Here is a 16,168-nt window from a genome sequence, read left to right as displayed (position 1 = left end):
CCACTCGAGAGTCGTCAACCAGTTTCAATCCACGCCCCCGCGAAGGGGGCGACTAACAACCATATTCTTCGAGGATTACGTCAGCGCGTTTCAATCCACGCCCCCGCGAAGGGGGCGACTGCGAGACATGTAACTCGCTACGACACAATTACTAACAAGCTACATTGCGCGAACCTCCCCCCAAAGCAGTGTCGTGCGTACGATGAATGTTTCTTACATGCACATAATCTCCTTTAACTTCTTCATATCTGGTGCCCGCGAACCCCCTTAGTAATTCCTGCGAGCTTCACGTTCGCGGCACTACAAGATGAGCGGTCCCTCCGGATCATAGGTGGGTTTAGCTCCAACATGTTCAATGCGCCGCTTCCAGTTCGCTCCGAGGAAATATGCCCGCAAGCTATCTTTGTCCTCGTCAATTGTATCCACCAGTTTCTCCCGTAATACCGTCCATTGAGCTGGCTCGACCAGACATTCGAAAACCGAGTTCTGAACGCGCTGTCCGTAGTTCTTGCATATTTTTGCAACCTGTCGCAGCCTTTTCTTTCCTTCCGAGGATTCGGTGTTCACATCATATGTTACAAGGACCAGCATCGGATCATCTCCCTATTTCCATATGAATGGCGGGTACTCGTCTAGGTCTCCGCGCAGATGCCGAGCAAGCAGAAGAGACTGAGCATGCGGCAAGAGACCGAGTGCGAACTTTTCTTGCAGAAACGGGTGTGTCAGCTCTTCTCTTTTGCGTTCCTGGTACGTAACGAGAACCACTTTTCGCCCAGCATCATCCATCATGACCGCACCGGACTCAGTCACCTTGAAATTGCTGGCGGTGATCTGCTTTCTGTTTACGAGCGCTAAAGCTACACGGTCAGCCAGAATCGGCCTGAGCTCTTCGACCAAGTCTAATGCCAAGCTGGGACGTCCCGGGCGATCACGATGAAGAAACCCAACACACGGATCAAGGCCAACGCCCTCAAGCGCTGAAGCAACGTCATGTGTTAGCAGCGTGTAGAGAAATGAAAGCAGAGCATTCATCGAGTCCAGCGGAGGCCGTCTGGATCGAGCACGGAAAAAGAAATTCTCCTTCTGAGCCGTGATCAAATTGTCGAATGCACCAAAGTAGTCAGCCGCTGCAATTCCCTCAGTTCCACGAACGGAATCGAGATCGGTATGTTTTCGCAGACGTTGAATCGAAGCGGCAAGCCGTTCTGCCGCTTGTCTCAAGGCTGCAGCGGCAGGAAGATCCGGCCTATCGCGTGCGGCTCGCAACAGTACGCTGCGACAATTCACTATTTTAGCAATAACAACAGCGCGGGCAATGGTCTCTGCACAGTTCCGGTCGTCAGCTTTCCGATATTGCTCTCGTCGTAGAAGGACATTCCCATGGACAGGTCCTTGTACGCGGGCCAGAAAGCGCCCATACTCGGTCATAAACGACACTGTGACATTGTGCTTTCCGCACAGGCTCAACAAGAAAGGCGTACACGTCACGTTCCCGAAGCAGACTATGCCACCTAAGATACGAATCGGCACGCGGAGCTTCTCTTCACTTCCAACGCTGACCACAATCGAATCGCCGTCCTTTGACAGGTAGGCACCGTGGGTCGTAACATAAAGAGTATTCAGGAGCCTAATCACTTCGGTGTCCCCCTTCCATCGGAATTACCGGTCAACCCGAGTTCCTTTAAAGCAGATTCAATGTAACGCTGCGATCTATGAGCAGACGCAGTGACTTTTGGAATACACAGCTCTAACAATGAGCAACTGCTGCACTTCTTCTCGTACGCGACGGCTGGGGTCCTGCCGGAATTGTATAATTCGTGCATTTGGGCAGAGTATTCCTCCGTCTCCGCTCGCAAATCGCCGTCAAATTCCACATCAAGCCTTCGGCGCGGCTGGCCGTAGAAGACTGCTCCAGTGCTGACTGTTATACTAAGCATCTCCTCTAAACACATCGCCTGGGCGCATAGCTGAACTTTGTCGCAGTTATCCGGTTTTGGCCTGCCTCTTTTGTACTCTACAGGAAATGGCCGCCAGAGTCCTTTAACTCCAGGAATGCGAACGGCCTCTGTGGATGAATCAATCGACGGTATTTCCGAAGTCCTCGAAAATTCCACTACATCGGCCATGCCAACAAGTCCGAGTTTCAGAGAGTGAATGCGCAGACCACGCACAATTCGCAGATCACCACGCAGTTCTACTTCGTCTCGGTGCGATCTATCGTGTGTAATTCGACCCTCCGCAGTCAACCGATTCTCCGCCCACTGCTGTTCGAGATGAATCAGCGCCCATTGCCGCTCACAGAAGACGAGGTGCTGGAGACCCGACAGGGGAAGCAAGTCTTCTTCCGTGTATGTCATGGCCAAAGGAGCTTCATCGCGGTTACGCCCTTGGGCATGTTCGCTTCATCGAGATCGACCTTGTAGTCGGCGAACGATCTCGCAGGTGAGCCGGATGTCTCTCTTAACACCTTGAACCTCTCGAGCAGCGCATGAGCCGGAGCATTGCCCATTGCACTGTCATGCCTGAACGCCACAAGGGCGCGAGTTGTCATCTTCCCTCTCGCCGCCGAACGGTCATGATCGAACATTTCTGTAAGAGCCTTCCACAGAAGAGAAAGGTCGTCATCGTTGAAACCGGTTTGTTTTGCCAGGTGAGCAGAGATATAACCTTCCGCGCGATAAAGCCCGTAGGGGACTATACTCTTTCGCGGCCCGAGACCGAATTGTTCAGGATTGTCTTCACTTGCAGCACATACCCGCGACATGGATATATCGCGTGGTACTATTTCTTCCACAGATTTGGCGAAATTCATCTGCACCGGGCCGCGCACTTGGCCGGCAGTCATTCTGATCTTGCTCTTGCTCCTGCCGGATGCCTCGGTATCATTACTGCTCTCTGCCGTTGAAGCATCTCCCTTGTCACTTCCAGTGCTCATTACTGCGCCAAAAGTGCGCACATCGAAGAAATTGTCACACATCCAGTTCTTGGCTATGTCCTCATAGTGCTTCGTCGGCTTCGTCGCCTTCTTCTTGTTTTTCTGCCATGTCTTCCACTCTTCCAGCGCTTCCCTCACTTCTATGCTCTGTGAATATGCGCTTTCTATGAGCTGGTTTAGAATTACACCCTGCTTGATAAAGATGTCGTAGCGTGGCGCTCGTTCTTTGCAGACTAAGACATAATCCCTTATCTTGCGTTTCAGGCAGACATCGGTGACAATGCCGAAGTTCGTTTCCGGGTCGATGCGGGGCATGTTCCCAGCATCCGGATCGCCATTGGGGTTGCCGTTCTCGACATCGAACAGCAGCACGAACTCATATCGATTCTCGACTGGCTTAGACATTGCTAAAGCTCCTTATCTTGATCTGGTGACTGGTCGTTGCTCTTCCTGAAAGGATCTTGGCGCTGATGGTAATAGCCGATGGCAAATGCGCCTTGCTCGTCGAGTCCCAGATGGGCGGGGATTTCCTGTATGTTGCCGACGATCTCTTCTATCTGCTTATCCCACAGCTTCCCGTATTTCGCATTCTGAATGTGGTACTGGGCACCCTTTATGAGTTGGGCAAAGACGATTCGTGGCGACGCCGATGCCGAGCCATAGAACCTGTCTTTGATAGTCGTTTTCACGCGGGGAATTGCGTCCTTTTGTGCCTTCTCCAACACGGCAAAGAGCCTGCCGAGTAGATAGGCTACGTTCCTGTTCTCCTTGTCGAGCGCCATTGGTACCTCCATTCCCTGATCAAGTATGCGCTTTTTTCTAACGAGTACGGCCTTGATGATCGCCGCTCGCATGTAATTGATGTTCTGTTCCGCACGTATCCTCCCGATGGTCACGGAAAGCAACTGCTGCGGGTAGAGTGTTCCGCTCAGTATTGACTGCATGACAGCTCCGCCGAGAAGCGGAGACGGCCCGTCTTTCGACTTCTGGTTGGATGTCTCCCTGAGCAGCTTCCACATCCCCGGATACTCAGGATCGCTGTCAAATGGCCTGATCATCGACAAGTCTCGAAAATGCTGTCCCAGTCTCTCGCTGATATCCTTCACTGTACTGACATGCCAGAAGCGGACGCTAAGACGGGCAGCGTTGGGTGAAAGTCCGAGTATGTAGAACTTCATCTCCGGATCGTAACTTGGCGGAAACTTGCCTTCGCGAACAGTTTCGAGAAAGACAGCAAGTTCATTGTCGTCTCCGGACGAGTCACGAGGGTCGACAATGAGACCAAAGAATCTCTCAACAGGCGAGTCTCTTTCTGTCCAAAAAAGAACGGCGGTATTGTTGAAATACACCTTGTGTCCCTCGGATCGGATAAGATACTTCAGAGCGGTTGAAGCGCAAAACTCAGCCGTCACGGACACCGGTGAATTGTAGGCCTGCGTCTTGCCGTAGGACTCTGCCGCCGGAATGTTGAACGAGACAACGGACTTGCCTGAAGACTGTCCCCCTCTGAGCCCCTTGAATTGGGCATGGGTTCGTTGAATGGGGCCGGTTGTTCCAGTGATCAGGCACTGCCCGATAATCGAATCACCCTTTTCTGAAATATACTTAGTCCACGCTTTCCGAACAGCCTCCCGCTCATGAACGCATTGAGTCTCACCTTCGAGCTTGAAAGCAACAAAACCACTGTTGTCACCAGCAATGTCAGTCCAGTAGTTGAGAATCCTGCTGGCGCTGGAAGGATTCCATGTTTCATAGAACCGGCACACGGCTGCCAGTCCCGCGTCATCTGTGAGACTGCGGACAGCAGTGAGAAGATCTTTGAATTTCGCGTGCGATTTCTCCAGTCTTTGGGGTTTGGTTTTTGCATCATTGCCCAGGAGAAATGCCGCTTTGTCCACAAGGAAATTGGCTTCGAAGTTGCTTGAGCGCACTTCGACTGCATTGGTGTACGGAATCTCTCTCAACACTGGCCGCAGATTGGCTCCCACTCTGTGCCGAATATCCCACTCCTGAATGAGGCGACCATCTTCGGCTATCTCCAGGATGAAGCCCACATTCTCTTCACTGAATCCTATGGGGGGAACACGCTCTTGCTCTGCCAAGCGGGTGTAGTAGCTATACAACGCTTGTAGTATCATGTCTTCACCACTTCTCTGACAAAGAGTGGCACGTCTATAATGCCGTCGACCATCTCGGCCCGGAAGAACCTGGCTTCCATGTCATTGGCAAAATCGATTTCGTGAAGCATCCACCCGAGATCCTGCTTCCCTGTCAGCGGTGAGGGCGGGAATTCGTCCACGGGTTCAAAGTTAGCCGAGAACTCACGGCAGCCGAGGTATGGCTGGGTGAAGCACTGCCCTTCTCTCGCTCTGCGATTGAACATATCGAGATGCTTGCCATCGCTCTTGTCTTCGTCGCCTGTATAATCGAAATGCGCTTCTATCCCGTAACAGACATCGCGCAGTACCATCGCCACCCGCTGCTGCCGGTCATCCTCTATGAAAAGAGCAAGCGATGCATGCGGATCCTTCATGGCAGCTGTAACGTTTTTGAGTGGTATCTTGCTTGCCACTTCGTTTCGCCTGATGTTCATGAATCGGATGGGGTTCAGCACGTGGATGCGGTCAACTACCCACCTTATTGAAGGCTTCCAATAGACGGCCTCCAGCACCGCCCTTGCGGCCGATGGGGTCATTACGTCATAGCTGACCCTCTCGACCTTCATTTCAGGTCTGGTGAAACAGGCGTAATCTCCCCAGACCTTGAGTTTCACTCCGAATGCCATTTAACCTCCTCTTTTTAGATGTACAGAGATTCTGGTTCTCTCTCCAGGGGTTCGTCCACGGAGAGACCTGTATTGTCGTTGTATAGTCCTTCGTCAAGTAGAACAGGGAACATGCCTGCCTTCATCTCAATGCTACCGATTGACAGTAGATGATCCCATTGCCACGGATTCAGAGACACCGTGTATTTCTGAAGTTTGCGAGATAATCCCGCTGGGTAATCCTTGAAGTCAATTGAATGAATGAGTTTCTTCGCCTCGCCATCGTACGGGATGACAATCGGCTTCATGTACTCTTTGATGAACCGGAACTTCTTGGCAATAGTCTTGAACGGGAAATCTCCTTTGCTGCAACCGACCTTAAGCATGGCGAGAATGCCTTCTTCATCCAGCAGAGCGTCGCCCTTTGACCAGTAGTAGAACCGAAAGTAATCTTCGACTGCAGCAAGCGACAACACGTCGGAAGGATGCCTACGCATGACTGATTCGGTTGCCTGTGTAGTCTGTCTGAAGTGTCCGGCTGGCACGCCGGCTTCCGGAGTGAAAACAAAAACCTGTCCCGTTTCCCTTTTGCCTTCCCTGTTGCATCTTCCAGAAGCTTGAGCGATGGAGTCTATTCCTGCCAACGATCGGAAGACCACCGGGAAATCGATATCAACACCAGCCTCAATGAGCTGCGTGCTTATCACGCGACAGGGTTCTCCTTTGTCAAGCTCGTGGCGAATGCTTTGGAGCTTTTGGCTTCTGTGAGCAGGACACATCAGAGCGCTGAGATGGCGGACTCCGTTTTCGCCCTGCATGAGATGGTAGAGATCTTTGGCGTGTTTCCTGGTATTCACAATGCAGAGAACCTGCTTATGCTCTGCCAGGAGTCGGGCGAGTTCAGAGTCCGGAGTCTTTGGAAGAATATTGAGGCTGGTCCTTTTCATGACTGTCGCCAGCTTCTGCGGATTGGCGACTATTTCTCTAACATCTTCCAGTCCTCTCAAGAAATCGGATCTCTTTTGGACGGCTGGCTGGGTAGCGCTGCAGAGGACGATGCTCGTTCGATAGTGAGCCGAAAGCTCCTTCAGGGCTTCTAAGCATGGAAGCAGGAGAGGCGCTGGCAGCGTTTGGACCTCATCGAGAATGACCACGCTCTGCGCGATGTTATGAAGCTTGCGACATCGGCTGGATCTATTCGCGAATAGGCTCTCAAAAAACTGCACATTCGTAGTAACGATAATAGGCGCATCCCAATTCTCGGCAGCCAGCCTTGAACGGTGATCTTCCTCTTCCGGTTCGAAGTTGCTGTGGTGCTCGAGAACAGCGTCCTTGCCCAACTTCCTTCGGAAGACATCCGCATTCTGTTCAATGATGCTGGTGTATGGGATGACATAGATCACCCTTCGCAGTCCGTGTTTCTTGGCATGCCTCAGAGCAAACGCCATGGATGAGAGTGTCTTGCCGCCGCCCGTCGGCACCGTAAGAGAGAACAACCCCATCTCTTGCTCACTCGCGTTGAGGCACTGGTCAAGAATGATATCCCTTTGCCGATTTACTTCCGACGGAGATGCCGCCCTTTGCAGTTTCTCAAGTTCTTCAAAGAATACATGCTCATGTTCACTTAGCGTCTTGTAGCCGAGCCTCTTCTGGCCCTTCTGCGGGGACATGAACGCTTCGGTGTCGAGGAAGTCGGCGTCGACAAGGCAGGAGTAGAGCGTCCTTATTAGCATGCTGATCTGAATTCCTGCGGAGTCAGCAGTGAGTGTGAATGGCAATACTAATCGCTTGGGTTCGAGGACTTCCTGTGGACACTTATCGTAGGACGGAATTTGCTTGTCGAGTCGACTGCGAAGGCAGGATTCAGTCGAGAATCCGTCTGGAACGCCTGCATGATGTCCTGCGATTATGTACGCGAGAACCTTGCCGGACGATCCGCCAAGACACTTGGTCGCGTGTTGAGCTCCTGCCGTGGAATGATCAACCTTTGCCATTGCTTCAATGTGTGCATCCTCGCCACCCACAGCTCGTATCTTGCGCTGAAACTCGATCGAATACTTCCCGATGTCGTGCCAAAGGCCGGCCAAGTGCCCCCATTCGCTGCATCCAAACGATGATGCAAAAGCCGCACAGCGCCCGGCAGTACCTTTGAGATGATCAATTAGACTGTGTACGCGAGCGTCAGTAGATGTGTGTGCAATTGCTTCGCTGCTACTCAACTGGCAGCCCTCCTATTTCTACTAAGCTAGTGGTGATGTCCTGACTCCGATTCTGCGCTGCAATGACGGAAGCCAAACAGATTGAAATCCCGAGGTGACCTCGTTCCATTGCTGACTAGCCATTCCAGATCGCATAAGGCCTCTGCATCACACCGGACCTCTGACTGCTACAATATCACATACTGTCCCTTTAGACAAGTGCTAAGGCGATGATATTAGCGTTCGCCTTTGAATCCAATTGTCTTCGCTTCATGGCTGAACTCCTTTGAATGTCCAACCGCTATAATACTAGCTCAATATTCAACTGTCATTAATGGGGAGCAGTTTACTGACTTCAATGACGACGGCTCGTGCAAGAAAGGCATGAAGATTCAGAATGTGCCCATGAAAATCCGCTTAGGTAGTGGCGAACTGTCAGTGGGTCGTAAGTCCAAATACGCAATTCAAGACGGGACATAGACTCTAAGGAAATTGATGCGAAGTCTCCTGCTGGGTCGGAATCCAAACCGATCCAGTACCAAGATTTCCGGATAGGAAAAAACACAAGATAAGTCGAAAAACTGGGTTTTCCACTGACAGGTTCTGACAGTGGGTTCTCTTATACTTAGAGCGATAGAATACTGGTGTATTGTAAGTCGGCATTTCTGTTTGCTCCGACATACGGAAGGGCGATCCTGAGAACTGAGCAGAGAGCATTTGAAGAATATATAGTACTCTAACGGGAGATGTGACAATGAAACGGGTGATCCTGTCCCTCACCCTCGCGTTGTTCATGCTGGGATTGGTTGTTCCCCCGATCTCGCATGCTACAGACAGCGCGACATCGGCCACATCGAGCAGAAGCTCTGCCGCCGATGAAATCACTCCTGCCCGCGAAAACGAAACATTCCCACCAAAGTTAGCGCAAAGGTCACTGAGACCTGTAGTTGAGAGGTATCTGATAATCGCTTCGCCGCTGACCGGCATAATTGTGATCCAAATAGAGGGGCCAAGCCTTTCCGATACTCCCCCCGGTAAGAGATTAAGTGATAGACGGCCGGAGGGGGATGATAACGGTTGGGAGACAGATCTGAAATGAGCACAACGGATCTTCTGTGATGAGAGAAGCATTGTCTGTTATAGACCACATCAGGTCAAGAGTCGACGAGCTAATTCAGAATGAGCAATTCGCTGAGGCTCAGTTCCGACTCGGAAAAGTCCGAAGTGTGATAGCCTCGGAGTCCCGGACTGACATTGCAGAGTATTATTACCTGTTCGCGAAAACTCTTTATAGAATGGGCCGACAGAAGGCTGCACTTCTGAAAATAAGGGTTGCAATGCGCTTGATGCGAGAAGCAACCAGAGACACGCTATATGCAGACATGAAACTCGTTCTCGGCCTCATTCTGGTAGATTTGGGACGATTCAAAGATGCTGAAGAAGCGTTCCTTGAGTCGTACGTTTTCTACAGGAAGGCGCTGGACAACGAATCACTTCTCTTTCCGCTGAACAACCTTGCGCGTCTGCACTACATTATGGGTAATTTGAACCAATCTTGCGATGTGCTTAAGAAAACGGTTTCTCTCGCCATCGAATATCACTCTCAAAAAAGAGTTGACAGTAACCGACGAAACTTGGCAAGGGTCCTGCTCTTAATGGGAAAGATAAGGGAGGCGAGTGAGATTCTGAATTCGGTGAGTGACGCAGGTTCTACCATCTCTGCTACGGGACACGTCCTTCAGTTGCGAGGCATGAGCGCAATTCTTAGAGTAGAGCATTCCGACGCACGGGCAACGGTGCATCGTGCCAAACGCATCTTCGTCGAATTGAAAAGCGCTTGCGACGAAGCTGTATGCAATGAGCTCTTGGGCGCTATCGAGTGCTCCGAAGGCAACTACGCCAAGGCGCGCGAGTACTATCAGCAAGTCCTCGATATGCCGGAACCGACTGCATCGGCGGTTGCACAGACATTGCGAATGCTGACGGATGTCGACATTGCTGAAGAGAAGTTCGATATTGCCGAGAAGACAGCAGCTAAAGCCGGGGCGGCTATCACGAAAATCAACGAACGAATCGAACTCGGCGCGCTCTGGCGTGCTTACGGTCAGATATATACTCACAAGAAAGAAACTGACACCGCTCGCGACTACTTCAAGAAGTCGATCGACCTTCTGCGCGAGATAGGCGCTCGTTATGAACTTGCGCTGTCATATCTCGCAGCCGGCAAGTCGGAGTCATACAGCTTCGATGAACGACTCCGTCACCTCGAGATGTCGCGGATGCTCTTCATCGAAATGGAAGTCCCAAAACGTGTCGATCAGGTTGAGAGCGCGATTGCCGATCAGCGCAGAAGCGCGGAAGTGTCTGTGGCATTGGCAAGAAGCGGGCAGGTTGCGCCGACTATTATCACCGCCAATCGGCGGATGAAAGAGATACTCGCGACAGTCGAGAGAATCAAGGACACTACGCACACGGTGCTAATCACCGGCGAAACCGGCACCGGTAAAGATCTTCTGGCTGAGTACATCCACAGATCGTCGAATCGCGCCGACAAACCGTTCCGGATTGTGAACACTGCCGCACTTCCCTCCGAACTGCTGGAATCGGAGCTTTTCGGTTACCGCAAAGGGACATACACGGGCGCGGCGTATGACAAAGTCGGGCTGATCGAATCGGCTGAGGGAGGCACTTTCTATTTCGATGAGATCGGCGATGCGCCACCTGATGCGCAAACGAAGCTACTGAGAGCACTCGATACTAAGAGTGTTCGGAGGCTCGGAACGACTTCCGACATCAAGGTCGATGTGCGGTTTATCGCAGCGACCAACCTTGACCTGAAGCAGATGATGGAATTGGGTCATTTCCGCAGTGATCTCTATTTTCGCTTGCAGGAGATGCCAATCCACCTTCCCCCGCTCCGTGACCGCCACGACGATATCAGGCTGCTTATCGAGTTCTTCCTTCAGGGAACCGGCTTCGACAGTGCATCGACTGACAATCGCAACTTCGAACTTTTGCTTGAACGCCTCAAGAATCGCGACTGGCCGGGGAATATCCGTGAGCTGAAATTCGAGATCAATCGCATGATGGCTCTTGCTCCGGGAGACAGCATTGATGATTTGCTGAAAGTGCTGAGTGCCACAGGCAAGACCGATGTGCGCATCGACGAATTCTCTGTGGAACGGGAGCAACTGATGGACGCGCTGCGCCACAACGACGGCAATCAGTCTAAAACAGCGCGCGAACTCGGCATTCCTGAATCGACCCTCCGTTATCAAATGAAGAAGCTCGATATCTGATCTTCCGTCCTCCTCCATTCAATTCGCAAACTCGCAGACAACTCGCAGAACATTCGCAAGAGTTGCGAATCATCAATTGCTTGTGTAACAAGGGCATAGAAAGTCGACTCGCAACACCTCGTAGAAAACTCGTAACTATTCAATGGTCGTAGCTTCTCTCGACCCATCACTAGTCACTATCGCGATCAACACCCACCACCACCTATCATACTGCTAGTCACTGAGTTGCACCTCGGACCGAACAGGATATCACGCAGTCGTTTCCTTTTGGCACATCCTTTGCCATATGATTATTCAGCCACTCACGGACAGCGAGGGGGAAGAAAGACTAGTGGCTGGATACGTGAACGTCTAAGGAAACCTCTCGACACTGCAGAGTACCAGGCCGGGTTCTGTACGGGGGACAGGGAATGCAAGCGCATAGAGCCCGGCCTCTCTCCCGAAGGAGGTGGTACAGAGAGCGATGAACAAACAGAAAGAAAGGTAAAGACGAGATTGTTGTTGGAGACCGACGGAAAGGGTGGTAGGTTATGTTTAACAAGATTCTTCATTTGGTGCTAATAGGGGTGTACATGTTGCCGACAGTCTTCATCGGCTGCACTGAGAAGGACGTTACGACGAATGCGTCTGCGGAGTTGACAGAAGGGGAACCTTTGAGCGGATCAGCGATGCATGAGGGGGTCATTTGGCCATTCTCATCGGAAGATCCATCTACCGGTATCGTGTATACAGGTACGCTTTACATGTACGGAAGTCAAGTTGGGCAGGCTCATATTATGTCCGCTCTTAATTTGGATCAGATCGTGATCACGGAGATCTACTTGGCAAATCAAGGATTCAGCATAGCACACAAGAGATGCAAATACATCGCCACCTCTGCTGAGGTCACCGAAGAGATGATTGGAGACAATCCCTGGGAGGTTGGTGATACGATCTCAGTTGAGATAACGATGCTTGCGTTTGAGCAGCCGACTGCAGATTCTTCTGAAGAATCGCTCGCTCTGATAAAGTATACGAATTATAATGGCCAGAGGTGGCATGCTCAACTCGAAAAGGTATTCTACGGTAACTACCCTTCTCTCTATTGGGGTGACGATGAGGGTTTGGAGTACCAGGTCGGCCTGGAGCAGCTTCCGGACGGATCTTACGGTCGGATGATGTGGACCGAGTCATTTCGACCAAGCACATGGGCGTTCTACGATCAGAAGCCATCCCTTGCGCCTCTTACAGATCCGCCCGATCCGCGTGATCCAGATGTTTGGGACTGGAACCAGTACCTGAAGTGTCTAGCTATTGGGTATAATGCTACTTGTTATTCTGCAGCGGTAGCGTGTATTTTTTCAGCTTTGGCGTGGCCTGCCTGCTTCGGTATCGGATGTGGAGCGGGCATGCTGGGAACAACCATCGGCTGTGCACTTGAACAGCTGTTATGAAGGAGAGTGCTTTGAAGCGACCAAGAGTATTGCCTCTTTGGGCCACAACTGCTATAGCGCTGGCGGCCGCAATCGTTGCGATTGTCATCTATCATATGCTCCAGAAGTGACAGCGACTGCATGATTCATTCTTAGCAAAGAAAAGAATGTTCTTGCATTTGTAAGGTTGCTGTCTAAGCGTGCACAGCGGGTATGCTCCTGCACTATCTCTTGCAGGAGTACACCTTCTGCCAGCATCGCTAGGAGGAATTCTGGCGGTGCAGTCACCAACTCGCAGACAACTCGCAGAAGATTCGCGACAGTTGCGGATCTTCAATCGCTTGTGTCACAAGGGCATAGAATGTCGACTCGTAACACCTCGTAAGAAAACTCGTAACTATTCAATGGTCACAGCTTAGTTCGACACATCACTTGTGACTGTCGCGATCCACCTGCTCGTTTCCTTAACCACCTAATCATCACTGAGTTGTGCTTTCTGGCAAGCCAAACATTTCACGTGATGCACCATCCGGCACGACACTTGCAATGTGTTTCTGTGAGTCACATGCGGAGAGAGAGAGGGAAGTTGAAACGTGGCTGAACGTACGAGCGTCTAAACATTGCTCTCGACACTGCTCTGCATCAGGCCGGGTCTTACATCGGGGATAGAAACTGTTTGAGACAATGTCGGGCCCGGCCGCTCTCCCGAGTGGCGCGCAGCGGTGACATGAATGAGACAGCACGAAAGGAGGTGCCTGCTGAGCAAGTAATCCTGAATCAAGACAACAATCGCAGAATGATCGTCGTGTGAGGTGAACTCAATGGTTGACAAGAACGAAAGGGTTGGGTTAATTTCAGTAGAGTCAAGAATGCAACGGACGCGCTCGATGGGCGCATATGACCAGGGGGAATGCTGCAATGACCGGTGTTGGAAGCGATTCAGCGCCGGATTGGGGTATGAATCGGGGTCTTTCGAGACCTGACTAAAGGGAGGAATGATGTCCAGCCACAAGTATTTGAGAACCAATCCCCTAATCTCACTGCCGATCATTCTGTTGATATTTGTAATTGCGCTCTTGCTCTCCTGCGAGGGCGACAGGATGATCGATCCTGTTCAGGATCGAGAGCCGCCAGCCACAACGACCGATCTCGCAATCGACAGCTTATCAAGCGGAAGTATTCGGCTCAACTGGACCGCCCCCGGCGATGACAGCATCACAGGACAAGCGGCGCAGTATGACATCAGATATTCGACATCAGAGCTCGATTCATCGAATTGGAGTTCAGCGACAAGCTGCACCAATCCACACACACCGGCAATTGCTGGCACTGTCGAGTCGTTCGCAGTCACCGGCCTCGAACCGATGACGAAGTACTATTTCGCACTTCGAACATCAGATGAATCGCACAACTGGTCGGAAGTATCGAACACCATCTCCGCCAAAACCCCCGACACGCTCATCATCACTTGGGAACGAACGTATGGCGGACCATATCAGGAGCTGCTGGAGGAAGTAGTCGTAGCGCCTGATGGCGGGTATGTGATGGCTGGCCAAACCAGTTCGTATGGTTCCGGATACAGTGATGTTTATCTGGTGAAGGTTGACGAGTACGGCGAGATAGTCTGGCAGACGGTCTACGGCGGCGGCAAGGCTGACGATGCGTGGGATGTGGCGATTACGCCGGATGGCGGTTACATCACGGTGGGCGAAACAGGATTCAATGCTGACTTCTTGCTGGATGCATTGATCGTCAAGTTCGATGCAGAAGGCCAAGTTGTTTGGGGACGGTCGTACAAAGGATTCGAAGGATATCATGACAATTCTACCTACTCAATCTGCGTCGCTCCGAGTGGAGGCTACTTAGCTGCTGGTGCGACGGCTGACTTCTGGAGCGGCGATGCACCTCCCGGTTACTTCTGGCTACTGCGAATCGACGAAGCGGGAGATGTGATGTGGCAGAAGTTCCATGACGTAGATGTTGGACCATTTTCTACGATTGCAGCTCCTGATGGTGGTTTTGTCATAGTAGGTTCTGGCCCCTATGTTCAGCTGCTGAAAGTGGATGATCTAGGAGAAATAGTCTGGGAAAACATCTTGGGAGCAGAACTGAACGCATTCGATTCGAGGTGTGTGATTGCAGCTCCGGGTGGGGGGTATGTTGTGGGAGGATATACGCGAAGTGTGGCGGACGTCTACGTGACTAAGGTAGACGAATCAGGGAGCACGATTTGGGAAATGACGTATGGCGGCATGGAGAGTGACCTTGCATATTCCGTCGTGGCCACTCCGGATGGCGGATACATATTGGCTGGTGCGACCAAACCGCCTGAAGCGGAGTATAGCGATGTCTACTTGATCAAAGTTGATGGCACTGGCAACCTGATCTGGGAAAAGACATATGGAAGTGACAACATTGATGGCGCCATGTCAATTGCAGCGACTCCAGACGGCGGGTATATCATCGGGGCGCGGACCCTCAATCCTGCCAGTTCCGGCGATTACTACCTCCTCAAAGTCGATGCGTACGGCGATTTGTAATGCTTGATTCTGTCCGTGATGTGACATGTGAATATGGTCGAGACTCAGGTCTTCAAGAGGAAGTCAGTCTGAGACTCGAAGAAAGAACTGAATTCTTGAAAGGGGAATATTATGTCTTACAGAACAATAGGATTGTTGATATTTGCATTGATCCTCGCTCTCTCAGCAGGATCGGCTGTGGGTGCGGAATACCACTACTACTCACTCGGCCAAGAGATCAACGTTCCGATAAGTGACAGTCTTGTCACAGTAGTGCTCAACCCTGATGGTGAGGGAGTGCTCAGGACTGTCGATGCGCCCTGCATAGATACGACATTCGAACCGATCAATGTCAATGGCTCCACATGGTCATACGGCATTCTGGATAGCTGGACTATAGACTCTGCTCTAATCAACCTTCGGAACCATGTGGCAGTCAAGATAGCGAACCCGGTTCTCGGAACACCGGACAGCACACCTGTGTATCTGACCGATGAATTCACAGTCAGAGTGGTCGATGAAGCGTCTATTGCAGAGTTCGAAGGGTTCGTTCTGATGTACAATGTAGAGATACGAGAGATAGACAGTGTCGACGATCGGAGATACATGCTTCGGATGACCGCTGAATCGGCGGAGGATCTTCTGGAGATATCGAACACGTTCTATGAGTCTGAACTTGTCGAGTACTCAGTACCAAACTTCTACAATATAGCGGTTCAGGATCATGTCCCGAATGATCTCCACTATCAGTACCAGTGGCATCTGAAGAACAACATCTTTCCGGGAGCAGATATTCATTTCGAACAGGCAATAGACTTCAATTGGGATGAACGAGAGACTGTTACCGTTGCGATCATCGATGCCGGATTCGATCTGAGCCATGAGGACTTCGACAGCACGCTTCTCTACCACTGGTACGATGCTGCGGGAGACAACCTCGATTCGCTGGGGCCTGACTCTGATCCGAGTCCCGGCCTTGGTGATTCTCCGAAGGAGAGAATTGATTGGGCTCATGGCACCAACGTCCTCGGGATTGTGAAT

Annotated in this window: 12 protein-coding genes; 5 read left to right on the top strand and 7 right to left on the bottom strand. The window is 51.4% G+C overall.

Annotated elements, in window-relative coordinates:
• Positions 1 to 300 precede the first annotated feature (300 nt).
• The 7 genes from cas2 to cas3 are packed head-to-tail and all read right to left on the bottom strand — an operon-like array spanning position 301 to position 7,918.
• Positions 301 to 591 (bottom strand): CRISPR-associated endonuclease Cas2, encoded by a 291-nt coding sequence (cas2, locus tag KKH67_12690; protein MBU1320037.1) that lies wholly within the window; start codon positions 589 to 591, stop codon positions 301 to 303.
• Between the two features lie 12 nt (positions 592 to 603).
• Positions 604 to 1,635, bottom strand: a complete 1,032-nt coding sequence (gene cas1c, locus KKH67_12685; GenBank protein ID MBU1320036.1) for a type I-C CRISPR-associated endonuclease Cas1c — start codon at positions 1,633 to 1,635, stop codon at positions 604 to 606.
• On the bottom strand, positions 1,632 to 2,357 hold the full coding sequence (gene cas4 / locus KKH67_12680; GenBank protein MBU1320035.1) for a CRISPR-associated protein Cas4: 726 nt from the start codon (positions 2,355 to 2,357) through the stop codon (positions 1,632 to 1,634). The genes cas1c and cas4 overlap by 4 nt, the downstream gene beginning before the upstream one ends.
• Positions 2,354 to 3,340, bottom strand: coding sequence for a type I-C CRISPR-associated protein Cas7/Csd2 (gene cas7c / locus KKH67_12675; protein ID MBU1320034.1), 987 nt, complete (start codon positions 3,338 to 3,340; stop codon positions 2,354 to 2,356). The genes cas4 and cas7c overlap by 4 nt, the downstream gene beginning before the upstream one ends.
• 2 nt (positions 3,341 to 3,342) lie before the next feature.
• The gene (cas8c, locus tag KKH67_12670; protein ID MBU1320033.1) at positions 3,343 to 5,073 is read right to left on the bottom strand and encodes a type I-C CRISPR-associated protein Cas8c/Csd1; all 1,731 of its coding nucleotides are present in this window, start codon (positions 5,071 to 5,073) and stop codon (positions 3,343 to 3,345) included.
• Positions 5,070 to 5,720, bottom strand: coding sequence for a type I-C CRISPR-associated protein Cas5c (gene cas5c / locus KKH67_12665; protein ID MBU1320032.1), 651 nt, complete (start codon positions 5,718 to 5,720; stop codon positions 5,070 to 5,072). Before cas5c ends, cas8c begins: the two co-directional genes overlap by 4 nt.
• Before the next feature lie 14 nt (positions 5,721 to 5,734).
• Positions 5,735 to 7,918, bottom strand: a complete 2,184-nt coding sequence (gene cas3 / locus KKH67_12660) for a CRISPR-associated helicase Cas3' (GenBank protein MBU1320031.1) — start codon at positions 7,916 to 7,918, stop codon at positions 5,735 to 5,737.
• Positions 7,919 to 8,651: 733 nt separating this feature from the next.
• Here cas3 and KKH67_12655 point away from each other — a divergent pair.
• The 5 genes from KKH67_12655 to KKH67_12635 form a co-directional block, all read left to right on the top strand.
• Positions 8,652 to 8,996 carry a hypothetical protein gene (locus KKH67_12655; GenBank protein ID MBU1320030.1) on the top strand — a complete coding sequence of 115 codons (345 nt, stop codon included), beginning with the start codon at positions 8,652 to 8,654 and terminating at the stop codon, positions 8,994 to 8,996.
• Positions 8,997 to 9,015: 19 nt separating this feature from the next.
• Positions 9,016 to 11,196 (top strand): sigma 54-interacting transcriptional regulator, encoded by a 2,181-nt coding sequence (locus KKH67_12650; protein MBU1320029.1) that lies wholly within the window; start codon positions 9,016 to 9,018, stop codon positions 11,194 to 11,196.
• Between the two features lie 530 nt (positions 11,197 to 11,726).
• Positions 11,727 to 12,629: a hypothetical protein gene (locus KKH67_12645; GenBank protein MBU1320028.1), complete on the top strand. Its 903-nt coding sequence runs from the start codon at positions 11,727 to 11,729 to the stop codon at positions 12,627 to 12,629.
• A 977-nt stretch (positions 12,630 to 13,606) separates the two neighbouring features.
• Entirely contained in the window at positions 13,607 to 15,148 is a 1,542-nt protein-coding gene (locus KKH67_12640) for a fibronectin type III domain-containing protein (protein ID MBU1320027.1), read from the top strand.
• Between the two features lie 111 nt (positions 15,149 to 15,259).
• The coding region (locus KKH67_12635) for a hypothetical protein (GenBank protein ID MBU1320026.1) at positions 15,260 to 16,168 on the top strand (909 nt) is incomplete at its 3' end.

The organism is Candidatus Zixiibacteriota bacterium, from assembly GCA_018820315.1.
Lineage (GTDB): Bacteria > Zixibacteria > MSB-5A5 > JAABVY01 > JAHJOQ01 > JAHJOQ01.
The sequence above is the reverse complement of the archived record's forward strand: the minus strand, read 5'-3'. Positions and strand labels throughout refer to the sequence as shown.